At 60.3% G+C, this 22,380-nt stretch carries 22 protein-coding genes and 1 tRNA gene; 12 read left to right on the plus strand and 11 right to left on the minus strand.

What is annotated here, in order from left to right; genetic code table 11:
- Nucleotides 1-722 precede the first annotated feature (722 nt).
- The 4 genes from ABSE61_RS24160 (at nt 723) to ABSE61_RS24175 (ending at nt 3,302) form a co-directional block, all read left to right on the plus strand.
- Nucleotides 723-1,103 (plus strand): replicative DNA helicase, encoded by a 381-nt coding sequence (locus ABSE61_RS24160; RefSeq protein ID WP_423873702.1) that lies wholly within the window; start codon nt 723-725, stop codon nt 1,101-1,103.
- 649 nt (nt 1,104-1,752) lie between these two features.
- On the plus strand, nt 1,753-1,971 hold the full coding sequence (locus ABSE61_RS24165; RefSeq protein WP_423873662.1) for a hypothetical protein: 219 nt from the start codon (nt 1,753-1,755) through the stop codon (nt 1,969-1,971).
- Nucleotides 1,971-2,252, plus strand: coding sequence for a hypothetical protein (locus ABSE61_RS24170; protein WP_423873663.1), 282 nt, complete (start codon nt 1,971-1,973; stop codon nt 2,250-2,252). Before ABSE61_RS24165 ends, ABSE61_RS24170 begins: the two co-directional genes overlap by 1 nt.
- The gene (locus ABSE61_RS24175) at nt 2,253-3,302 is read left to right on the plus strand and encodes a tyrosine-type recombinase/integrase (RefSeq protein ID WP_423873664.1); all 1,050 of its coding nucleotides are present in this window, start codon (nt 2,253-2,255) and stop codon (nt 3,300-3,302) included.
- A 60-nt stretch (nt 3,303-3,362) separates the two neighbouring features.
- Here ABSE61_RS24175 and ABSE61_RS24180 read toward each other — a convergent pair.
- The 5 genes from ABSE61_RS24180 to ABSE61_RS24200 form a co-directional block, all read right to left on the minus strand.
- Nucleotides 3,363-3,452 (minus strand) — tRNA-Ser (locus tag ABSE61_RS24180).
- A 105-nt stretch (nt 3,453-3,557) separates the two neighbouring features.
- On the minus strand, nt 3,558-3,785 hold the full coding sequence (locus ABSE61_RS24185; protein WP_423873665.1) for a hypothetical protein: 228 nt from the start codon (nt 3,783-3,785) through the stop codon (nt 3,558-3,560).
- 15 nt (nt 3,786-3,800) lie between these two features.
- On the minus strand, nt 3,801-3,968 hold the full coding sequence (locus tag ABSE61_RS24190) for a hypothetical protein (protein WP_423873666.1): 168 nt from the start codon (nt 3,966-3,968) through the stop codon (nt 3,801-3,803).
- Between the two features lie 546 nt (nt 3,969-4,514).
- Nucleotides 4,515-4,715, minus strand: a complete 201-nt coding sequence (locus tag ABSE61_RS24195) for a hypothetical protein (RefSeq protein ID WP_423873667.1) — start codon at nt 4,713-4,715, stop codon at nt 4,515-4,517.
- A 402-nt stretch (nt 4,716-5,117) separates the two neighbouring features.
- Complete coding sequence (locus ABSE61_RS24200; RefSeq protein WP_423873668.1) at nt 5,118-5,429, minus strand: H-NS histone family protein; 312 nt, start codon at nt 5,427-5,429, stop codon at nt 5,118-5,120.
- 929 nt (nt 5,430-6,358) lie between these two features.
- Here ABSE61_RS24200 and ABSE61_RS24205 point away from each other — a divergent pair.
- The 7 genes from ABSE61_RS24205 to ABSE61_RS24235 all read left to right on the plus strand — a co-directional run bounded on the left by ABSE61_RS24205 (nt 6,359) and on the right by ABSE61_RS24235 (nt 14,002).
- A complete protein-coding gene (locus ABSE61_RS24205) occupies nt 6,359-7,288 on the plus strand; it encodes a septal ring lytic transglycosylase RlpA family protein (RefSeq protein WP_423873669.1) in 930 nt (309 codons plus the stop codon).
- Nucleotides 7,289-7,524: 236 nt separating this feature from the next.
- Nucleotides 7,525-8,730: a D-alanyl-D-alanine carboxypeptidase family protein gene (locus ABSE61_RS24210; protein WP_423873670.1), complete on the plus strand. Its 1,206-nt coding sequence runs from the start codon at nt 7,525-7,527 to the stop codon at nt 8,728-8,730.
- A complete protein-coding gene (gene tmk / locus ABSE61_RS24215) occupies nt 8,727-9,437 on the plus strand; it encodes a dTMP kinase (RefSeq protein ID WP_423873671.1) in 711 nt (236 codons plus the stop codon). Before ABSE61_RS24210 ends, tmk begins: the two co-directional genes overlap by 4 nt.
- Nucleotides 9,434-10,471: a DNA polymerase III subunit delta' gene (locus tag ABSE61_RS24220; protein ID WP_423873672.1), complete on the plus strand. Its 1,038-nt coding sequence runs from the start codon at nt 9,434-9,436 to the stop codon at nt 10,469-10,471. The genes tmk and ABSE61_RS24220 overlap by 4 nt, the downstream gene beginning before the upstream one ends.
- A gap of 51 nt (nt 10,472-10,522) precedes the next feature.
- Nucleotides 10,523-12,403 (plus strand): methionine--tRNA ligase, encoded by a 1,881-nt coding sequence (gene metG, locus ABSE61_RS24225; RefSeq protein WP_423873673.1) that lies wholly within the window; start codon nt 10,523-10,525, stop codon nt 12,401-12,403.
- Nucleotides 12,404-12,416: 13 nt separating this feature from the next.
- Complete coding sequence (locus ABSE61_RS24230) at nt 12,417-13,208, plus strand: TatD family hydrolase (RefSeq protein WP_423873674.1); 792 nt, start codon at nt 12,417-12,419, stop codon at nt 13,206-13,208.
- Nucleotides 13,205-14,002 carry an MBL fold metallo-hydrolase gene (locus ABSE61_RS24235; protein WP_423873675.1) on the plus strand — a complete coding sequence of 266 codons (798 nt, stop codon included), beginning with the start codon at nt 13,205-13,207 and terminating at the stop codon, nt 14,000-14,002. Before ABSE61_RS24230 ends, ABSE61_RS24235 begins: the two co-directional genes overlap by 4 nt.
- A gap of 121 nt (nt 14,003-14,123) precedes the next feature.
- Here ABSE61_RS24235 and ABSE61_RS24240 read toward each other — a convergent pair whose 3' ends face one another.
- On the minus strand, nt 14,124-15,113 hold the full coding sequence (locus tag ABSE61_RS24240) for a substrate-binding domain-containing protein (protein WP_423873676.1): 990 nt from the start codon (nt 15,111-15,113) through the stop codon (nt 14,124-14,126).
- 77 nt (nt 15,114-15,190) lie between these two features.
- Between ABSE61_RS24240 and ABSE61_RS24245 the strand changes: the two genes are divergently transcribed.
- Nucleotides 15,191-15,925, plus strand: a complete 735-nt coding sequence (locus ABSE61_RS24245; RefSeq protein WP_423873677.1) for a class II aldolase/adducin family protein — start codon at nt 15,191-15,193, stop codon at nt 15,923-15,925.
- A 7-nt stretch (nt 15,926-15,932) separates the two neighbouring features.
- On the opposite strand, the gene ABSE61_RS24250 is transcribed toward ABSE61_RS24245, so the two are convergent.
- The 5 genes from ABSE61_RS24250 to ABSE61_RS24270 all read right to left on the minus strand — a co-directional run bounded on the left by ABSE61_RS24250 (nt 15,933) and on the right by ABSE61_RS24270 (nt 22,379).
- Nucleotides 15,933-17,582 carry an acyl-CoA synthetase gene (locus tag ABSE61_RS24250; protein WP_423873678.1) on the minus strand — a complete coding sequence of 550 codons (1,650 nt, stop codon included), beginning with the start codon at nt 17,580-17,582 and terminating at the stop codon, nt 15,933-15,935.
- 16 nt (nt 17,583-17,598) lie between these two features.
- Nucleotides 17,599-19,479, minus strand: a complete 1,881-nt coding sequence (locus tag ABSE61_RS24255) for a TRAP transporter large permease (protein ID WP_423873679.1) — start codon at nt 19,477-19,479, stop codon at nt 17,599-17,601.
- A gap of 19 nt (nt 19,480-19,498) precedes the next feature.
- Nucleotides 19,499-20,518, minus strand: a complete 1,020-nt coding sequence (locus ABSE61_RS24260) for a TRAP transporter substrate-binding protein (RefSeq protein WP_423873680.1) — start codon at nt 20,516-20,518, stop codon at nt 19,499-19,501.
- Nucleotides 20,519-20,823: 305 nt separating this feature from the next.
- Complete coding sequence (locus ABSE61_RS24265) at nt 20,824-21,630, minus strand: enoyl-CoA hydratase/isomerase family protein (RefSeq protein ID WP_423873681.1); 807 nt, start codon at nt 21,628-21,630, stop codon at nt 20,824-20,826.
- A 29-nt stretch (nt 21,631-21,659) separates the two neighbouring features.
- Nucleotides 21,660-22,379, minus strand: coding sequence for a LamB/YcsF family protein (locus tag ABSE61_RS24270; protein WP_423873682.1), 720 nt, complete (start codon nt 22,377-22,379; stop codon nt 21,660-21,662).
- Nucleotide 22,380: the final 1 nt, after the last annotated feature.

Raw genomic sequence — 22,380 nt, forward strand, 5'->3', positions numbered from 1 at the left:
TCAGATCCGAAACAGGCCATGGCGCAAAATGCATTTCTCGGTCTGTTCCGTGAACGTCGGCCCAGCGACTGATCAGACTCGCCAGAACTTTCACAATGTGATAAAAGTTAGCCCCCGACAGACGACCCCCAAAACGTCACACCCTCGGGTGAACGGCTCCAGTGCCGCCGCTGGGGCCGTTCTGTTTTGGCCAGTCGCGGGATCAAAACATGCCACTGATAGGACCGCCGCTGTTTTCAATTTTGCGAATGCACTGCGGGGTGTGATGGTGTTCACACCGGGCCTAATTGCAGGCCATTTGGCCAGGCCCGCTTCGATTACAGATCAAAGCGGCACTACCGGGAGGAGGAGGGGGCTGCACCGCAACGGATGAGTTATTCCCAGATGCCGCTAGGTTCGCGCCGGCTGCCATCACACCTGCCATAGCAGCATGATGATCGGCGCGTTGCTGGGAAGCCATCATTCGGCAATTGGTATAATGTGGCGTTCCTGGCTCTGCCCCGATCGAGCGACAGTATTGATCGTCTCGCTCAGCTAATTTTCCGGGCCGGCCAAAGCGTCGCCAACAATAGATCCGGCGCATCCTATCGCGTAGACGAAGGCCTTCGTATGGGAAAGGCGCGAAGAAAGTCCATAGCCGGTGACCTGACGGTGCAATTAAGCCTTTGTTTGGTTGTCTCTGTCCTACGATGTGTTAGTACGCGGGCCCATCCGGCGCGCGCATCAACGAAGTTACGGAAATATCCGGCGCGCTCAAGGCGCTTGCCAAGGAACTCGACGTTCCGATTGTCGCACTGGCGCAATTATCCCGCGCCCTTGAAAATCGCGACGACAAGCGGCCGACAATGGCCGACTTGCGCGATTCCGGTTCGATCGAGCAAGACGCAGATGCGATCATTTTCGTGCATCGGGAAGCGTACTATCTGGAGCGAACGACTGGCCCAACGCCAGAAAAAGAGGCCGCCAGAATTGACCGGCTGATTGACGTGAAAGATCAGCTAGAGGCCATCATTGCCAAGCAACGAAACGGGCCAACTGGAACCGTCAATTTGTTCTGCGATATCGCCTGCAATGCCGTTCGAGATCTGGAGGGCGGCGTATGAAGGGGTATTTCAAGGTAACGCGCGGCGACCTCGATGGGCCGCTGTTTAAGCCACGCAGCACCTTCAGCAACTTTGAAGCCTGGCACTGGTTGCAGGAGCATGCCGCGCACAGTCCGATGAATGTTGACGTTCACTCCGGCTCGTCTCGCAAGATAGTTCGACTTGAGCGCGGCCAGCTCACCTATTCCATTCGATTTCTCAAAAAAGCTTGGTGCTGGTCCCTCGGGCGCGTGCAGCGTTTCTTGGCGGAATTGGAGTCTGCCGGGCGCATTGAGACGGGTACAGCAGATGACTCGCCAGCGAGTACAGCCACGGGCACAGCACAAACCCGACGACGCGCCAGACGACGGCGGCAAGCCTGCTTCCGCTCTAATCGATCCGCGATCGTTCACGGATGACGAATGGCGGCGGCGGTTGAAACATTTCCAGGGCAACACTTAGTGGCTTGACGCATGGGGACCAAAACCCGGCGAGCCCGGCTGTCTGGTTCCTTCGCACTTGATCCTCTCTCCCGTCTCGAACGCAAGCGGTGCGGCATGAGCAGAATGTCAGAATTGATTTACCCCGATGCGCCCGGCTTTAAGGCTGCGGGGCCATCCGAGGATGCAGCAAAAGCCATTGCCGGCGCCGCAAACAAAATGCGGCGGCGGTGCTGGCACAGATCGCGCAATATCCAGACGGTGCGACGGCGGATGAAATCGCGAAGGATCTGAACCTATCGGTTTTGAGTGTTCGCCCACGTGTTAGCGAATTGAAGCGGACGGGCAAGATTAAGCTGACCGGCGCTCGTCGCAAAAATGAAAGCGGAATGACTGCAACGGTGTGGCTCGTGCGCTTGCAATCTTCCCCTCCGATCGGGGGCGAGTGATGGCCGGCCGATTTCAGGATCATTGCGCCTATCCGCCACGGATGATGAATGCCGACCGGGCGGCGGCCTATCTCGACACTTCGAAAACGAAATTCCTTGAGGGCGTTTCGGTTGGCACCTGGCCGTCCGCCCGCGACATCGGCGGCTTGCCGCGATGGGATCGCTTGGACCTTGATGCTGCGGTGGACAGCTTGTCCGAAAGGAAAAAACGGCTTGCTACAGGGCGCAAATCGCTCGCTGATATGCTGGAGGCCGAAGGGGCGGATGGTGCGGCGTCGTAAATGGGCAAGATCGAACTGAAATACTGTTGCGTGATTCCCGATCGATACGGGAAGGCGCGATATTATTTTCGCTTTCGAAAGAAATATTACCCGCTCCCCGCGCCGACCTCGCCAACCTTCATGGAAGAATACAACGCGCTCCTGGCCGAACATGCGCCGCGCGCTTCGATCATGCGACAGGGCGAGGGCAACGGCCCGCTTGAGGGAACGCTTGATTGGGTGGTTGATAAATACAAAGCGGAATCGGCGCAATGGGCGAAGCTCAAGCCGACCAGCCGCGAGATTTACAATCGGCGCCTGGATTATCTGCAATCGAGGTACGGCCGGGCAGATCTTGCCACCTTCACGGAAAAGGGCGTTCGCCGCATTCGCAACAATCTCAAGGATCGCCCCTCGGTGGCAGACGCCACGGTTGATATGATCGGACGGCTCCGGTTGTTCGCGAAAGAGCATTTGGGAATAGAAGATATCGGGCCGAACCCGGCCGCTGAAGTGGCAACGATCCACAAGGAACACGAATCCGCGCCGGTGTGGCCGGAAGACCTTTGCGCGAAATTCGAAGCGATCGAAAATCCGAGACTGCGCCGCGCCTACTATCCGTTGCGCTACACGGGGCAACGCCGTTCCGATGTCGTGATGATGGAGCGCAAGCATTTCGACGGGACCGCAATCGAGGTGGTGCAGGAGAAAACCGGAACCTATGTTTGGATTCCTTGCCATCGGATATTGCGCGCGCATTTGAGCGCGGACGGGATCGACGGGCGATACTTGCTCACCAGCTCGCGCGGCGATCGGTTCAGGGCGACCAGCCTAACAACGATGATTTGCAATCAATGCGCGGACTTTGGTTTCCCTGGCTACAGTCCGCACGGCTTGCGGCATCTGGCCGGCGCTGCGTTGGCAGAAGCTGGCGCGACCATAGACCAGATCATGAGCATTCTAGGCCATCTCACAGACGACGAGGCGCGCGGTTACGTTCAACAGGCCCGGCGCAAGATCATGGCGGCGGATGGAATGCGGCTTTGGGAAGCCTCGCAGAACGGACGATAAACGGAAAGTGTTAAACAGCGCGTGCGAGAGAGTGTTAAACACGTTGAAATCATTCAACAGTGGCGGAAGGGGTGGGATTCGAACCCACGGTACCCTTGCGGGCACGCCGGTTTTCAAGACCGGTGCCTTAAACCACTCGGCCACCCTTCCGTTGTAGCGGTATCAATCACTTAGTGGCAAGAAGATCAAGAACGGATCAGAACAGATTGTGGCTGGGCACGTTTTTGGGCACATCTTTCGTGCTTATCGTTCCCTTCATGTCCTGAGAAACCCAGCGGAGAACAAAGCGATGGCGCTGGAGACGTTCTGGTCGGCCTGTTTTGTCCGTCTGCGCTTTGCGTAGCTGCGGAGGAGCACGGCGGGGTCGTCGCCGATCCGCTGCGCCACAGTGTGAACGGGAATACCGGCGTCGAGTAGGGCGGTCGAGTGAAGGCCGCGCAATTCGTGGAAGCGCGTCTTGCCGAACCCGAGCAGTCCCGCCATGCGGGCGAACTCCTTTTAAAAGTTGCGCGGGTTGCGCCATTTGGCGAAGTCAAAGTCTTCGCCGGGGTCCGGCATAGCTGGAAACATCAGGGCAGTCGAGGGCAGCTTGATCAGCGAGAGGTCGACTTCGACTCCGTCAGAGACGCCCGCCATGATGCGGCGGTGCCGCTCCTTCTCCTTCATTAGCATCGCTATCGCGGCATCATCCAGCTCGATGGTACGTAGGCCGCGCTTCGTCTTCGGCGGTTTGAGGCGGAGCTTGAATTTTTTGGTTTGCTCCAGCGCCCTCTCGATGAAGCCGCTAGGGATTAGGGACTGTGGGGGCATCAATCACTAGAATGGTAGGCCGTAACGGGATTGCTACTGGTCTCCAGCGCCCGGCATTATCAGGGATGAGGCAAGCACGGTCCGAACATCTAAGGCTTGGTTCGGGATCAAGACCTGCATAGTTTACGGGTAGCGATCCCGGGCGTCGTCAAAATGGGAAGGTAGCGATGCGATATTCTGTAATGATATTGGCTGGCTTATTTTTATTGGCCGCATCCCCAAGCGCTGCTAAGACTTGCTCCGAAAGGAAGCAGGTATGCTTTGGTTATTGCGATAAGGCGAGCAGAGGTCCCAAATGTAAATCGGTTTGCGAAAGCTACATGAACACCTGCATGTCTACCGGTTGTTGGGAAAGCAAGATTGTAGCGAAGCAGTGTGGGTTTTCCCCAAACTAAACTAAAATCACGCAAACAGCTCGGCTCCGGCCTGCGTGAACTTCACATAGGTGCCGGACTCCTGTCGCAACAGCCAGCCAAGCTTGATCGCGCGCTCCAACGCGTACTGATCCGGCGTGCCGTCCGCGTCGAGGAACGGACGGTTGACGTGCTCGATGTAGATGCGCCCGTCCTGCACGCCCTCGACCGTGCTGGCTATATCAACCAACCTGCAAGCGGCGGCATCGGGATCATGAGAGGGCGCTCTGTGTGAGGATAGTTCTGCCTAAAGTGAAGGCAGAATTTTGCCCAATCGACATGTCCAAAGTGTATAATTTCATCGCGACGTAATTTGTGCGTCGCACTAGGATGTTTTTTTGTAGGCGATCAAATCTTACGGCGGCTTTTGGTACCCATTTAAATGAGGGGAATAGTCATGAAGAGCCAGGGATCGACGTCAGCGAAAATTACTCGAACGCGAACGCTATCGAACGGCAGCACCCTAGAGGATCGTTATCTGGAGTTGCAAAGGCTTCGCGACGAAGTTCGAAAGGCAGAGCTCCGTTGCGCGCCAAAAAACCCTCTCAATAGGAAGCGGATTTACAGTCTTCCTATGAGAGACGACCGGCCGTCAGTGCGTCTGTGAAATAAGCAGATCGTCTAATTTCTTTCCTGACGCTAGTTGCGCACGGACCCAGCGCGGTTGCTTACCTCGTCCAGACCAGATTTCCGAGGGGCGCTCCGGGTTGCGATATTTTGGACGAACCTTTGGGTAAGGTCGCCGAGCTCTTTTTTTAGGCTCGGTGCGCCCTTCAAGCTGAGCAAGACGTTGCTCAAGCTTTCGCTTCTCGGTTTCCATTTTCGAAGACAAAAGCCTTTCGATCTCCGCGCGTAGGCGCCAAAGTTGGTCGACGGACAATGCTGCAAGATCTTTGTTCTTCACGCTCACCCCGGACCTTGGGCTTCGCCAGTCGAAGCGTGAGCTTCACCATTTTGGACTTGAACACGAAACTGTCAACGGCCCGTGCATAAGAGAACGGCCTCGTGATCGCTCCGAGAACTGCAGCCCCCGCCCGACGGGCTGGCATATGCCTCGACCGACCGCCCGGCCTAACGTCGGCACCCTTCCGGCAGCATGCGCTTGCAGGTGAACCGAGGGCTTCAGATCGGACAGCCGGACATCATCGGGCCATTGATCAACGACCGGGGGCATCAAGCTGAGTCGAGTGGCGCGCACGCCGGAGGAGCGCATTTCGCCGAGGCTGATCTTTTGCTCCTGCTTCATGCCGTTTCCGCGCTCCGAGCAGGGCACATCTTTGGGCACTTGTTGATGTGGAATAGGTGCTTTTGGATATTATAGAATGCTGCGAAAAGCATTGAGCTTGGTTCGGTATCTCGTTGGAGATGCCGTGAAAAGAGGCTCGATGCCGTCTGACGATATGAGCCCCTTTCGCCTTTCAAGACCGGTGCCTTAAACCACTCGGCCACCCTTCCGTGCGCTGCGACTTCAATCACTTAACGGGCCGAAACTCAAGAACGGGTGATGGCAAACCGCAGGCTGCGCTCATCCGAAAACGTTTGCGCCGACCTCAAAATGGCGCCGTCAATGACTCAGTAAGGGGTTATGCTGGTCTGGACTATGCAGGGAAGGCGAAGGCGGCACCTCGAATTGGCCGAGCAATCCACCGGAAACGTCACCCCGCGGGCTGCGAAGGATTGATTTACCATCCCCAAGCTCTCCTTGCGCCGTCCCCATTTCCGCCGCGTTCCCATTGCGGTATATTGGTCCGTTGATGTGAGCCGGGGCTTATGTCGGGGATACGGCCACGAGGCACGTGGAAAACGCGGCCGGTGGAATGGCACTTGGGGCGAATGCGAATTCAACGGTCAGCACCGGAACGGGGCGCGTGGCGAGGGATTGCCGTTGTTTCGGCATGCCTCGTGCTCGCCAATTGCTCGTCATCCGGCCTCTCCAGCCGGATCGATCCGAAATATGGCGTTTCCTCCAGTCCCCGCGTCGTAGAGCTCGGCGATCCCGTGCCGAAAGGCGGGGGAACCTACCGCGTCGGCAAGCCGTATACGGTCGGCGGCCAGGTCTATGTGCCGGAAGAAAACGTCAATTATCGCCAGGATGGCCTTGCCTCCTGGTACGGCGACGATTTCCACGGGCGGTTGACCGCCAATGGCGAAGTCTACGACATGACCTCGCTCTCCGCGGCGCATCCGACGCTGCCGATGCCGTGCTATGCCCGCGTCACCAACCTTGCCAACGGCAAATCGCTGATCGTTCGTGTGAATGATCGCGGTCCCTATCACGGCAACCGCGTGATGGACGTCTCGAGCCGGGCGGCGGAACTTCTGGACTTCAAGAACAACGGCGTAGCGCGCGTGCGCGTCGAATATGTCGGCCGCGCGCCGCTCGAAGGCTCCGATGATCGCCAGTTGATGGCAACCTTGCGCACCGGCGTGCCGGCGCCTGCGCCCTCGCTGGTTCGGGTTGCCTCCGCCCGCCCGTTCGTGCCGGACTACGTTGGCCCGTCGCGCCCGATCCGCGGCGAGGTGCCGATCCCGGAAGGCCGCCCCTACAACCTCGGCAGTACCCAGCCGGAGCAGGGGGCGTATGGCGAGCCGGCGGAGCGCACCGCCTATGGCCGTTCGCGCTCAAACGATCAGTTCCAGGATGAACAACGCGCGGCATCCTATGAATCCCAGGATCGATACGTAACCAGGCCCGTTTCGGCCTACGCGCCGGTCGACCGGCAAATCCCGAGCGAAATCCTCGCCGGACGCGGGCTTTATTGATTCCAAAATAGATCGTTTCCGCAACGTCGCGACTGGCGTTGCTTTCATCTCATTCCTAACTTGTTTCCAAGGCGTTAGATGATTCAGCGAAGGCCGTACCTCAACCGCTTGGCGGACGAGCAGCCGTGTTGTTTGAGCGGTTTCCAACTGTTAGAACGCGGACCCGTCCAAGGACAGTTTCGATGGTACGTTCGACGTTGCGGTTTCACCGGCCTTTAGTCACGACAGGACGCTTGATGCGAGGTCTGATCGCCGCCGCGGTTCTCCTGACATTGGGATGGAGCAGCGTGCTCTCAGCTGCCAACAACAGCGTACAGGGCGCCAAGAAGGATGAGGGCGGCTTCGACGGCGATGCGCCGACCGCGATCCTGATCGAGGCCACCAGCGGCGCCGTCCTGTTCGAAAAAAACGCAGACGAGTTGCGCGCCCCATCCAGCATGATGAAGCTGATGACGGCAGAGGTGGTCTTCCACGCCCTCAAGCAGGGCGACATCAAATTGACCGACGAATACCGCGTCAGTGAGAACGCCTGGCGCAGGGGGGGCGCGCCGGCCGGCGGCTCGACCATGTTCGCCGCGCTCAACAGCAAGGTTTCGGTGGACGATCTCCTGCATGGCGCGATCATCCAGAGCGGCAATGACTCCTGCATCGTGCTGGCGGAAGCCATGGCCGGCAATGAGCGCGCGTTTGCTGCGGATTTCATGACCAAGCGCGCGCGAGAGATCGGCCTTCCGCGATCGACCTTCGCCAATTCCAATGGCCTTCCGGACCCCGGCAACAAGATGACGGTGCGCGAACTGGCGATACTCGCGCGTCACATCATCCAGACCTATCCCGAATTCTACAAATTGTTCGGCGAGAAGGAATTCACCTGGAACAAGATCAAGCAGCCGAACCGCAATCCTCTGCTCAATTCCCTCGAAGGCGCCGACGGCCTGAAGACCGGGTTCACCAAGGAGGGCGGCTACGGCATGGTTGGGTCGGCCGTGCAGAACGGCGTGCGCCTGATCGTGGCCATCAACGGGCTTGAGGACCCGGAAGACCGCGCCACCGAGGCCAAGAAAATGCTCGAATGGGGTTTCCGCAATTTCGAAGTCCGGACGGTATTCGCAGAAAATCAAACGATTGGCTATGCGAAGGTGTTCGGCGGCGACAGCCGTTCCGTCGCGTTGGCCAGCCATGAACCCGTCAAGGTCATGGTGCAGAAAAACGGTACCGACAAGTTGATTGCCCGCATCGTCTATAGCGGGCCGGTGCGCGCGCCGTTCGAGGCCGGCCAAAAGGTTGGCGCGGTCAAGGTCTGGCGCGGCGCCAATGTCGCCGTGGAGACGCCGGTCTATGCGGCAGAAGCGGTTGGCCGGGGCTCGACGATGCGGCGCGCCGTCGACGGCGTCGCCGAACTCGCCATCGGGCTATTCCGCGCAGGAGCAGAGAAGTTGTGACAACGGCTCAAGTATCGGCCCAAGTAACGGTCAAAGCCGCAGGGGGCCGGGGACGTTTCATCTCCTTTGAGGGCGGTGAAGGCTCCGGCAAATCCACCCAGATCAAGATCCTGGCCGAGGGCCTCGCCGGTGTGAAATTGCACGCCATCGTCACCCGCGAGCCCGGCGGATCGCCCGGCGCGGAAATCATCCGCCACCTGGTTCTCTCCGGGATGGGCAAGCTGCTTGGCCCCGAAGCGGAAACGCTGCTGTTTGCCGCCGCGCGCGACGACCACGCGCGCACCGTGATCGAGCCCGCGCTGAAGCAAGGCACGTGGGTGCTCAGCGACCGCTTTTTCGATTCGACGCGGGTCTATCAGGGCGCACTCGGGCAGGTGTCGCAAGAACTTCTCAATGCCATGCAGCGGGTCACCATCGGCGACCTGAAACCGGATCTGACCGTCATTCTGGACGTGCCGATAGAAATCGGCCTCAAGCGCGCCGCAGCGCGGCGCGGGACAGCCGCGGCCGATCGGTTCGAAGCCGAAGACGTCGGTTTTCATCAGCAATTGCGCGACGCGTACCGACAGATCGCCGCGAACGAGCCGGAGCGCTGCGTGCTGATCGATGCCACCGAGGATCAGGCGAAGGTCGCGGCTAACATCTGGTCTGCCTTGCGCGATCGTTTTTTTGCGACAAGCGCTGGAAACGCGGCTGTTTCCGCATGAGCAGCAAGACCGAAACGCAGATATCGGTTCCGCATCCGCGGGAAACCACCGGCCTTTTTGGTCATCGCGAGGCCGAGACGGCGTTGCTCAACGCCTATCGCTCGGGGCGCATTCCGCATGCCTGGCTGATCGGCGGCGCGCAAGGCATCGGCAAGGCGACGCTGGCTTACAGAATGGCCCGCTTCGTTCTGGCACACCCCGATCCGCTGGCGGCAAACGTCCAGCGCGCCGACAACCTGAACGTCGATGCCAATGACCCCACCGCCCGCCGGATCGTGGCTGGCGCGCATGGCGGGCTTCTGGTGCTTCAGCGAACCGCCAACGACAAGGGCGTGATGCGAACCGTGATCACGGTCGACGAGACGCGCGAGACCATTTCGTTTTTCGGCTCGACCGCGGCGGCTGACGGTTGGAGAGTGTGTATCGTCGACACCGTCGACGAACTCAATCCCAACGCCGCCAACGCACTGCTCAAGACGCTTGAAGAGCCGCCGCGCCAGTCGCTGTTTCTACTCGTCAGCCACGCGCCGGGAAGGGTGTTGCCGACCATCCTGTCGCGCTGTCGCCGCTTGCCGCTGCGGCCGCTCGCCACGGCCGACGTGATCCAGGCCCTGAGCCGCGCTACTGGGCGCGCGGGGGAGGATCCCGCATTGATCGAGGCGGCGGAGGCCGCGGAGGGAAGCGTCGCGCGAGCATTGACACTGTTCGGTGGCGACGCCGTCAAACTTCATCACAAGACCGCAGCGATGCTGGCGACGCTGCCTCGGGTCGATCCGCGTGAATTGCATGCGCTTGGCGACGCGCTTGGCGGCACCGACAAGGTTGCACTCGCAACCTTTGTGGACAGCATCGACCGCTGGGTCGGCGCTCGTATGCGAACCGAGGATCCCAACACCGACCTGCCGCGCCTTGCACGGCTGGCGGAGGTGTGGGAAAAGATCAACCGCGCCGCGCGCGATACCGCTGAATACAATCTCGAGCGAAAGCCGCTTGTGTTCTCGGTATTTGGGATGCTTGCGGAAGCCACGCGATAACAGCGTTCCCTCAAATCCCGATCGTTTTATTTAATCTGTAAAGGAATCCGTGTGGCGAAGGCTGCGAAAAAAACCGTCAAGAAACGAAAGACGAAAAAGGCCAAAAAAGCGGGCAGTAAGGCCTCGCGCGCCGGTGCGAAGCGTGCTGCCGTCAAGAAGGCCAAAAAGCAGCCGAAGAACACGGCCAAGAAGGGCGCTAGCAAGAAAAACGTCAAGAAGGCCGCCAAAAAAGCGACCAGGAAAACAGTCAGGAAAACCGCGAAAAAGACCCAGGTCGAACAAGTCACCATCGCACCGAAAAAAACGAAAGCCTCGGCGGCGAAGCCAACCGCGCCAAAAGTTCTGAAAGCTTCGTCTGCACCCACCGCAAAAGCGCCAACGGCGCCGGCCAAAAGCTCTTTCTACATCACCACCGCGATCGCCTATCCCAACGGCGCACCTCACATCGGCCACGCTTATGAAGCGATCGCGACCGACGCCTTAGCGCGCTTTCAACGGCTCGACGGCAAAGACGTATTTTTTCTGACCGGCACGGATGAACACGGCTTGAAGATGATCCAGACCGCGGAAGCCGAAGGGCTAAAGCCGATGGAAGTGGCGACGCGAAATGCGCAACGCTTCAAGGAGATGGATCAGCGGCTGAATATTTCGTTCGACCGCTTCATCCGCACCACCGAAGAACAACACCATCGCTCCAGCCAGGAAATCTGGAAGCGGATGGCGGACAATGGCGACATCTATCTCGACAGCTATGCCGGCTGGTATTCGGTGCGCGACGAGGCCTATTACGCCGAGGACGAAACCATTGTCGGCGAGGACAAGGTGCGCCGCGGACCGCAGGGAACGCCGGTCGAGTGGGTCGAGGAGAAAAGCTACTTCTTCCGTCTCTCCGCCTATCAGGACAGGCTGCTCGCGCTCTACGAGACGCATCCGGAATTTATCGGCCCTGAATCGCGCAAGAACGAGGTGGTGAGCTTCGTCAAAAGCGGATTGCGGGATCTGTCGGTTTCCCGCACGACCTTCGATTGGGGCGTCAAAGTCCCGGGCGAGCCCGAGCATGTGATGTATGTCTGGGTCGATGCGCTCACCAATTATATCACCGGCGTCGGCTTTCCCGACGAGGGTAGCTCCGATTGGCATTATTGGCCGGCGGATGTGCACATCATCGGCAAGGACATCATCCGCTTCCATGCGGTGTACTGGCCGGCCTTCCTGATGTCGGCCGGAATTCCCGTGCAGAAGCGCGTCTATGCCCACGGTTTCTTGTTCAATCGCGGTGAGAAAATGTCGAAGTCGGTCGGCAATGTCGTCGATCCCTTCAATCTCGCCGACCAGTACGGCGTCGATCAGACGCGCTATTTCTTCCTGCGCGAAGTGCCGTTCGGCCAGGACGGCAGCTACAACCATGAAGCCATTGTCGCGCGCATCAACGCCGATCTCGCCAACGATCTCGGCAACCTGGCGCAGCGTTCGCTGTCAATGATTGCGAAACAATTTCAGGGCGTGCTGCCGGAGCCCGGCGAGTTTACCAACAACGACAAGGACATTCTAGCGGAAGCCGACGGCATGATCGCACACGCGCGAAATGCGATGGCGACCCAGCAGATTCATCAGGCGCTCAATGCGGTCTGGGCCGTCGTCGCCGAGGCCAACCGCTTTTTCGCGGGCGAAGCGCCATGGGCGCTCGCCAAGAAGGACCCTGCCCGTCAGGGCACGGTGTTGTACGTGACGGCCGAAGTGGTGCGGCAGATCGCGATTCTGGCCCAGCCGGCGATGCCGCAAGCCTCCGGAAAACTGCTCGATCTACTCGGCATCCCCGACGAGATCGATTTCCGTAACTTCGCCGCGCTCTCGACGCGGATCAAGCCGGGTGTGGTGCTCCCAGCGCCGGCCCCGGTGTTTCCGCGTTATATCGAGCCGACGGCGACATAAACGGCGGAACGCGATGCTTGTCGACAGCCATTGCCATCTCGACTTCCCGGACTTTGCCGACGACCTCGACGGCATTGTCGCACGCGCAGAGACGGCCGGCATCGGGCGTATCGTCACGATCTCCACACGAGTGAGACGTCTCGACGCACTACTATCGATCGCGGAGAAATATCCGAAAGTGTATTGCTCGGTCGGCACCCATCCCCATCAAGCGGACGAGGAAGACGGCATTCCTGCTGATGAGCTGATCGCGCTGACCAAATGCCCGAAGGTCGTCGCGCTCGGCGAAGCCGGTCTCGATTATTTCTACCAGCATGGCTCGCGCGAGGCGCAGGAGCGGGGTTTCCGAACCCATATCGCGGCCGCGCGCGCCACCGGTCTGCCGCTGGTCATTCACACCCGTGAAGCGGATGAGGATTGTGAACGCATCCTGGAGGACGAAATCGCCAAGGGGCCGTTTCGCGCGGTGTTGCACTGCTACACCGGCGGGCGAAAGCTTGCGATGAAGGCGATCGAATTGGGGCTTTCGATCTCGTTCACAGGCATCCTGACGTTCAAGAAATCGGACGAGTTGCGCGCGCTCGCCGCGGAATTGCCGGCGGACCGCATCATGGTCGAGACCGACGCGCCGTATCTGGCGCCCGGCAAATTTCGCGGCAAGCGCAACGAGCCTGCCTACGTTGTGGAAGTGGCAAAAGTGCTGGCGGAAGCCCGCGGCGTTTCGCTGGAGGAGATTTCGCGGCAAACCACGGAGAATTTTTTTCGCTTGTTCGGCAAGGTGCCAGCCCCGGAAAGGGTCGAATGACGCTGACGCTTACGATCCTCGGCTGTGGATCGTCGGCCGGCGTGCCGCGACCGGCGCTGGGCTGGGGCGCGTGCGATCCGACCAATCCGAAAAACCGTCGCCGCCGCTGTTCGCTTCTGGTCGAGCAGACCGGCGCTGAAGGTACGACGCGGATCGTGATCGACACCTCGCCTGACTTGCGCGAGCAATTGATCGACGCCGAGGTCGACCATATCGATGCGGTGTTCCTGACACACGAGCATGCCGACCAGACCCACGGGATCGACGATCTGCGCTCGGTAGTGCTGCATCAGCGCCGCCGCATTCCGACCTATTTCAACATGTCGACCGCCAAGGACATCATGGCGCGGTTCTCTTACTGCTTCATCTCACCCGAAGGCAGCGACTATCCACCGATCCTGGTGCGCCATGCCATCGAGGGGGGCGAGAGCCGCACGATCGAGGGGAAGGGCGGTGCCGTGACGCTGTCGGCTTTCGACCTTACGCACGGCAATATCCCGGCGCTCGGCTATCGGATCGGCGCCGCCGCCTATACGCCCGACGTCAGCGATGTTCCGGAAGTGAGCCGGCCGTACCTCGAAGATCTCGATCTCTGGATCATCGACGGCTTGCGCTATGCCGGCCATCCCAGCCATTTCAGCGTCAGCGATGCGCTGTCCTGGATCGATCGTTTCAAGCCGAATCGCGCCATCATCACCAACATGCATTCCGATCTGGACTACGAAGTGCTGCGGCAAAGCCTGCCCGAGGGCGTGATACCCGCCTACGACGGCATGCGGCTGGACGTGCTTTAGGCAGCTATCTCGTCATTGCCTGCGACAAACGCAGAGCGTTTGCGCAAGGGAGCGTCAGCGACGAAGCAATCCAGTTTTTTCGCTGGATCGCTTCGCTACCGCTCGCGATGACGGTTGGGCCTCAAACCTTGTGCAGTTCGAGCGCGGAGGCGTGAAACAATTCCTCGGGGCTAAGCAGGCGAGACGATAGTCCCTCGGCGTGATGGCGTTCCAGGAATCGCCGCAACACTTCACGGTTCGGCTCAAGCCCGTACGACCAGAAATCCTCACCCATCAGGCGACGCGCCGCCCCCAACTGTTCCTCGACGAACGGCAACGTCACCTTGGTGGCGGAGGTGTCCGAAAGCTTGGTCAGCGCAATCGCCTTGGAGCGCTCGAACGCTTTGTAAATTGCGACCGGCAACCACGGATGTTCTTCGGCCAGCGTGCGACGGATGCCGAGCGTGTGCATGATCGGGAACAGGCGGGTCCGGCGATACCATTCGGTCGCGGTCGCCTGCGGATCAGCGAAGAGATAGCCGACATGCGGATGCCCGCGATCGAAACAGGATGGCGCGCGCGGTCCGATCACAGCGTCGATTTCGCCGCTCGCGAGCAGATCGGAGATGGTGGCGTCGGCCCTCGCGTTCTCCACCTTAACATCATCAGGCAGATTGAGACTGATCTTCTCGATCCTTCCGGGATGCTCATAACCACCACGCACCCAGGTGATGTCGGAGGGGCGGATTCCGTAATCTTCTTCAAGAAACAGACGAACCCAGATATTGGCCGTGAGCTGATATTCGGGCACCCCGACGCGGCGTCCTTTCAGGTCGGCCGGCGATTTGATCCGGTCGGTGCGGACATAGACCGAGGTGTGGCGGAAGGCGCGCGACGGAAACACCGGCACGGCAATATAGGGACTGGTGCCTGCCGCGGTCTTGACCGAATAGCTTGAGAGCGACAATTCGCAGACGTCGAAATCGGCATGCCGGAACGCGCGGAAAAATATCTCCTCCGGATCGAGCAGCATGAACTGCGCGTCGACGCTATCAATCTGCACCAGACCATCGACCAGGGGGCGCATCCGGTCATAGTCACCGATCGCGACGGAAAGCTGTAATTTGCTCATCAGAGGGCGCTCCCTTAATATAGTTAGGAACCTTACTATTTCATCCAGGCCCAAAAGCTCAACAGGGAATTCCCGCTATGTCCGTATCCGAGGCCGTTACATCTCTTATCCGTGAACTCGTCGATGCCAACCATATCCTGTTCGACCAGAGCGTGGTGGACGGTTTCGGACATGTCAGCGCGCGACACCCGGAACGGCCCGATCGTTTCCTGCTGGCCCGCAGCATGGCGCCCGCGCTGGTTACGGAGAAGGACGTGCTGGAATTCGATCTCGACGGCAATCCGGTCATCCCTGGCGGCCCAGCGCCCTATCTCGAGCGATTCATTCACGGCGAGATCTACCGCAAACGGCCAGATGTGATGTCGGTGGTGCACAGCCATTCGCCCTCGGTCGTCCCGTTCAGCGTGGTCCCGGGCATCAAACTGCAGCCGGTCTGCCACATGTGCGGATTCTTGAGCGCGAAGGGAACGCCGATCTTCGAAATCCGCGACTTCGCCGGTCCCGGCAGCGACCTTTTGATCACCAGCGGCAAACTCGGCGCCGCGCTCGCGGATAGTTTAGGGGAGGGGTCGGCGGTCCTGATGCGCGGCCACGGCTCGACCGTCGTCGCCAGCACACTGCGGCAGGCGGTGTTCCGCGCGGTCTATACCGAAGTCGGAGCGCGGCTCCAGATGGAAGCGATGCGACTCGGACCCGTTACCTTCCTCACCGAAGAAGAAACGGTCGGGACCACCAAGACCATTAGCGCGCAGTATGACCGCTCCTGGTTCCTCTGGCTGAAGGCCGCGCGCAACAGCCCGATGTCGCAATGAAAATACCTTACGCCGAAATCGCCTTGGCCGAGTGAACCTGACCGCGCAGCAGGAATTTTTGTATCTTGCCGGTCGAGGTCTTCGGAATCGGGCCGAACACGACCGCTTTCGGGGTCTTGAAGCCGGGCATCTGGGCCCGGCAGAACGCGATGATATCGGCCTCTGTTGCTGACGCGTTTTCCTTCAGTTCAACGAAGGCGCAGGGCACCTCGCCCCACTTCCTGTCCGGTTTGGCGACGACGGCGGCGAACAGCACGGCCGGATGCTTGTAGAGAACGTCCTCGACTTCGACGGAGGAAATGTTTTCGCCGCCGGAAATGATGATGTCCTTGGAACGATCCTTGATGATGACGTAGCCATACTCATCAAGGACTCCGAGGTCGCCGGTGTGAAACCAGCCGCCGGCAAAGGCCTCATCGGTCGCCTTTTCGTTCTTGAGATAGCCTTTCATGACGATGTTGCCGCGGAACATCACTTCCCCAATGGTTTCGCCATCGCGCGGCACTTGACGCATGGTTTCGGGATCGATGACGGTCACGGCTTCCTGAAGCGGGTAGGGCACACCCTGCCGGCGCTTGAGCTGCGCGCGTTGATCGGCGGGCAGATCGTCCCAGCCGGGTTGTTCCGCGCAAACCGAGGCGGGACCATAGACTTCGGTCAGGCCGTAAACATGCGTGAGCTTGATCCCGATGCGCTCGGCGCCTTCGAGCACCGCGACCGGAGGCGCGGCACCCGCGATCAATCCAACGACAGGACGGGCGTCTGACTTCTTCGGTGCGTCCGGCGCATTGATCAGCGTGTTGTAGATGATCGGCGCGCCGCACATATGCGTTACGCCGTGTTGTTTGATCAGCTCGAAGATCTTCGCAGGATCGACCTTGCGCAGGCAGACATTGATCCCGGCCGAAGCCGCGATGGTCCACGGGAAACACCAGCCGTTGCAGTGAAACATCGGCAGCGTCCAGAGATAGACCGAATGCGGACCGAGATTGCCGGCCAGGATGTTGCTGACCGCATTGAGATACGCACCGCGATGGTGGGTGACGACGCCCTTGGGATTGCCCGTGGTGCCCGAGGTGTAGCTGAGCGCGATCGCGTCCCATTCATCCGGCGGCATGCGAGCGACGAAATTTTCGTCGCCTTGCGCGAGCGCCTCCTCATATTCGATTTCGCCGATACGCTTTCCGCCTATGAACGCTTTGTCATCGACGTCGATCACATCAGGCTTCTTGCCCGTCATCAGCGCGAGCGCATCCGCGATCACGCCCGAAAATTCCGGATCGACCAGAATGGCTTTGGCGCCGCCATGGTCGAGCTGGAACGCGATCGAGGCCGCATCGAGCCGGATGTTGAGCGCGTTGAGCACCGCGCCTGCGATCGGCACGGCAAAATGCACTTCGTTCATCGCCGGGATATTCGGCAGCATCGCCGCCACCGTATCGCCCGGGCCGATGTTGCGGCCGGCGAGATAAGAGGCAAAGCGCCGGCAGCGCGCGTAGGTCTCCGACCAGGTAAAGCTGCGGCCCTCATAGACCGTGCTCGTATGGTTGGGGTAGATCGCGGCCGTGCGCGCCAGAAAACTCAGAGGGGTGAGGGCCACAAAATTGGCCGGCGTCTTCTCAAGGCCGACGTCGTATTGGCTTTGGAGTCCTGCCATCGGTTGTCCTCAACGCTTAAAGAAAGCCGATCGATATCCAGGGGAACATAGCAACGATAATCAAACCTGCCATCAGCGCCAGCAAATAACCCCAGATCGGACGGATGCCCTCGGCGGGATCGACGCGGCCGATGGCGCAAGCCGCATAATAGCCGACTCCAAAGGGCGGCGCGAACAGTCCGATGCCCATCGCCAAAATGATGATCATCGCATAATGAACCTCGTGCACGCCGACTTGCCTTGCAATCGGGAATAGCAGGGGGCCGAACAGCACGATCGCGGGGATGCCTTCGAGCACGCTGCCCAGGATCGTGAAGGCCACGATCGAGACCGCGATGAAGGTGGCGGCGCCGCCGGGCAGGCCGGTCATCGCGGTCGCCAGCGCCCGCGAAAACCCGGACTGGGTCAGCCCCCAGGCCATGCCGGTGGCAGTTCCGATGATCAAGAGGATCGCGCCGGACAGGCAGGCGGTCTCAACCAGCATCGGCATTAGCCGCCGCCAGTTGAATTGGCGATAGATCAACAGGCCGACCACAAAGCCGTAGACGATCCCGATGGTGGAGACTTCCGTGGCGGTCGCAATGCCCTGCACGACCGAGTAGCGGATGACAAACGGGAGCGCGAGCGCGGGCAGGGCGACGATGAAGGTTCTGGCGATATCACTGCCGCTCGCCCGTTTGACGTGGCTCAGGTCCTCGCCGCGATATCGCCACCACACCAGCGCCGACAGCGTGATGGCGAGCACCACGCCGGGCAACAGCCCCCCGGTGAACAATGCCGAAATCGAAACGCCGGTTACCGAGCCGATGGTGATGAGCACAAGGCTCGGCGGAATGGTTTCGGTCTGCGCGCCGGTCGAAGCGAGGAGGGCGACGAGATCGCCGGGCCGGGCGCCGCGCTGCTTCATCTCGGGAAACAATACCGGCGCCACCGCCGCCATATCGGCCGCCTTGGAGCCGGAGATGCCCGACACAAGATACATCGCGCCGACCAGCACATAGTGCAGGCCACCCCGGACATGGCCGAGCAGGCTTGCCAGAAACGCTACCATGGCCCGCGCCATGCCGGCCATTTCGATCAGAAGCCCGAGGAAGATGAACAGGGGCACCGCGAGCAGGATCAGGTGGCTCATGCCCTCGTCCATCCGCCCGACCAGCACCATTAACGGCGTCCGCGTCGTCAGCGCGAGATACCCGAAGATCGCAAGACCAAAGGCGAAAGCGATCGGCACGCCGGCAAAGACGCAGAAGCCGACCACGCCGACGAAGAAAATCACGAGATTGAGGTTGCCGAGCGGCCGCAGCCACGGCGCCGCCAGCCAGAACGCCACGACCAAAAGCGCCACCGAGAGCGCCGCCTTGATGACCAGGCCGGTATCGCCGACCCGTAGCAGCCGAAGAACCGCAAACAGCACCATCAGACAGATGCCGACCGGTAACGCCGCAGCGCGCCAGCTATTGGCAATTTGCAGCGCCGGCGTCGTAATGAAACTTTCCTCGTAGGCGTATTGATAGCTCGGGCCGACGATGAACAGCAGGAAGGCCAGTGCCGCACAGGTGGCGACGACGTCGAGATAGGCACGCACGGCCGGTGTCGCGCTCGCCACAACCGCCGTCATCCTCATGTGTTCGGCCCGTCGAAATGCGACGACTGACCCGAGCATCGCGAGCCAGAGGAACAGGATCGAAGCGAGTTCGTCGGACCAGATCAGCGGCTGCTGCACGATGTAACGCGCCACGACGCCGGCAAACAGCGTCACGATCTCGGCCACCACGAGGAGGGCGGCCGGAATTTCAATGAGCCTTCCCATGAAGGCTTCGATCGCCCTGACCTGCGAATACCGGCGAGGGTACACCACCTCGCCGGCTGCCGGCCGCGTTGCCTCGGCGTCCACCATTTGGGTTGGCCTTCAGGTATCAGGACAATTTGCCGACCGCCTTCTCCAGGATGGCCCAGGCCTCCTCGCCATATTTTCCCTTCCATTCGGAATAGAAACCGGCGGCGCGCAGCTTATCACGGAACGGCGCCAAATCAGGCTGATTGAAAGTCAGTCCCTTGGTCGAGAGTTCTTCGCGGACGGTCGCGTTGAGCTTTTCGGTGTCGACGCGAGCTTTCAGCGCCGCTTCGTTGACGTTCTTCTCGACGATGGTTCGTACGTCCGGCGGCAACGCTTCCAGAGCACGGCGATTGGCCAGGAACCAGTAGCCGTCCCACATATGGTTGGTCAGCGAACAGTATTTCTGGACTTCATACAGCTTGGCAGTGGAAATCAGCGCCAGCGGATTTTCCTGGCCTTCGACGATCTTGGTCTGCAGCGCCGAATAGACCTCGTTGAAATTGATGGAGGCGGGCGCCGCATCGAACGCCTTGAACATCGAGGTCCACAGCGGCGACACCGGCACGCGGATTTTGAACCCCTTGTAGTCGGCAGGCCCCGTGATCGGCTTGGACGAGGACGTGGTCTGGCGGAAGCCGTTGTCCCAGATCTTCTCGAACGCGATGATATTGGCCTTGGCGACTTCCTTGCGCACGTAGGCGCCAAGGTCGCCGTCCATGGCCTTCCAGACGGTCGGATAATCCGGGAAGGCAAAACCCATCCCGTTGATGGACGCCGCCGGCACCAAGGTCGCCAGGATCAGTCCGGACATCGTGAAGAACTCGACGCCGCCTGAACGAAGCTGGCTCAGCACGTCCGTATCGGCGCCCAGCTGATTGTTCGGAAAGATCTGCAGATCGAACCGACCATTGGTCTCGGTCTTGATCGCCGCCGCCATTTCCCGGGCGCGGCTATTGAGCGGATGCGTGTCCGGCAGATTGTTGGCGAACTTGTAGGAGAACTCGGCCTGCTGGGCGCGCGCCACGGACGGCGCACCCAAGCCACCGAGTACGGCCGATGCAGCCGTGGTCTTTAATAGCGAACGTCGTGAAAAGCCCATCGTGTCGTCTCCCAAATCGTTTTTATCCGGCTTCCTCATCGAAAGCGCCTTGGTTGGCTTTTTGCCCGCTTTCGGAGAAAATACCAAGCGACTGTTGTGATGCGCTTTCGCCGCGGTTTCCGACGGCCCTGGCGGAGCGACTGAACGATCGGCAGGATCGATCCGGCGGTCTTTGAATTCGGCAAAACCTGAGGGTTTGGATACAACTGTATGTAATCTCTATGGAATAATATATTCCATAATATACCTTATGCGAATCACCCCGACATAGGGACCGGGATCGTCGCGAGCGATCCGACCAGGTCTTAGCGTCCCCTGAAGCGCGGCTTGCGCCGCTCCAGAAACGCCGCCACGCCCTCCTTGTGATCTTCGGTCAAGGTTGCGAGCGCAAACTGATCGATGTCCATGTGGCTGGTGAGATCGTCGAGCGCATGCGTCAGGCGGTTGATGGTAAGCTTGGTCATCGCGGCCGAGATCGGCGGCTGGCTGGCGAATTTGGCCGCGAGGGCCATCGCCGTGTCGAAGGCCATGCCGGGCTCGGCGACCTCCTCCACCAGACGCCACGCATGGGCTTCCTCGGCCGAGATGCGTTGATCGGCCAAGATGACCGCCTGCTTGGTTCGCGCCGGTCCCATCAGATGCAGCAGCCGCGGAACGCTCTGCCAGCTCATGTTCATGCCAAGCCCGATTTCGGGAATTCGGATATGGGCTGAGCGGCTCATGACGCGAAAATCGAGCGCGACCGCAAGCGCAATGCCGCCACCGATACAGAAGCCTTCGATCGCGGCGATCGTGATCTGTTCCATGTCCTGCCAGGCGCGGGCGAGCCGGGGCCCGATCTTCAGGTGTCGCCGCAGCGAGCCAAGGTCCATCGACTTGCGTAAGCGCCCCTCGGGATCCTTGAGATCAAAACCGGCGCTGAACGCCTGCGGGCCGCCGGTCAGCACAACCACGGAGGTGTCGCCGTCGTCCTCAAAACTGCGCGCCGCACTGGTCAGTTGGCGCATGGCTTCCGGCGACAGCGCATTGATACCGTCGCCACGATCGAACCGCACCACCGCAATGCGGCCCTCGGGGCCGAGGCCTTTTTCGATGGTCACAAAGTTGGTCACCGCGTCGCCCTCCTCGTTCCACCGTTTTGTTAACAGCCTTCCTTCAACGCGTCGCGGACCGCGCGGGCGACCTCGACCGCGTTCGGCGTATCCGAGTGCACGCAGATTGAATCGGCGCGCACGGCGACGTCCTTGCCATTAACACTTTGAGCCTTTCCTTCGGCGATCGCACGCCGGCAGCGCGACGCAGCACGTGCCGGGTCGACCGCGTGATGTTCGCGTGTGATGATCAGGCGGCCGTCGTCCTCGTAGTCGAGGTCGGCATAGAATTCGGCGATCAGGACATGGCCCCGCGCGCCATAGACGGTCTCGTGGCAGGTGGAGATCATGCCCATGATCGGCGTCTTGAAGACGTCGGCGGTATCGCAGATCGCGTGAGCCACGGCCTCGTCCCGCGCCGCCATGCCATAGAGCGAGCCATGCGGCTTGATGTGGTTCAGCGTTATGCCTTCGGCTTCGAGGAAACCCTTGAGCGCGCCGACCTGGTAGATGATGCAATTCGCGAGTTCGTCGCGCGGCATCTTCATTTCGCGCCGGCCGAAGCCCTGCAGGTCCGGCAGCGAAGGATGCGCCCCGACCTTGACGCCCTGCTCCTTCGCGAGCCGAACGGTCCTGCGCATGTGGTTGAAGTCGGAGGCGTGGAAACCGCAGGCGACGTTGGCCACGGAAATCAGCGGCATTAGCGCTTCGTCGTCGCCCATCCGGTAAAGGCCGAAAGCCTCACCCATATCGCAATTGATCGTTGTCACG

The sequence above is a fragment of the Bradyrhizobium sp. genome (genome assembly GCF_049519115.1).
In the GTDB taxonomy this organism is placed as follows: Bacteria; Pseudomonadota; Alphaproteobacteria; order Rhizobiales; family Xanthobacteraceae; genus Bradyrhizobium.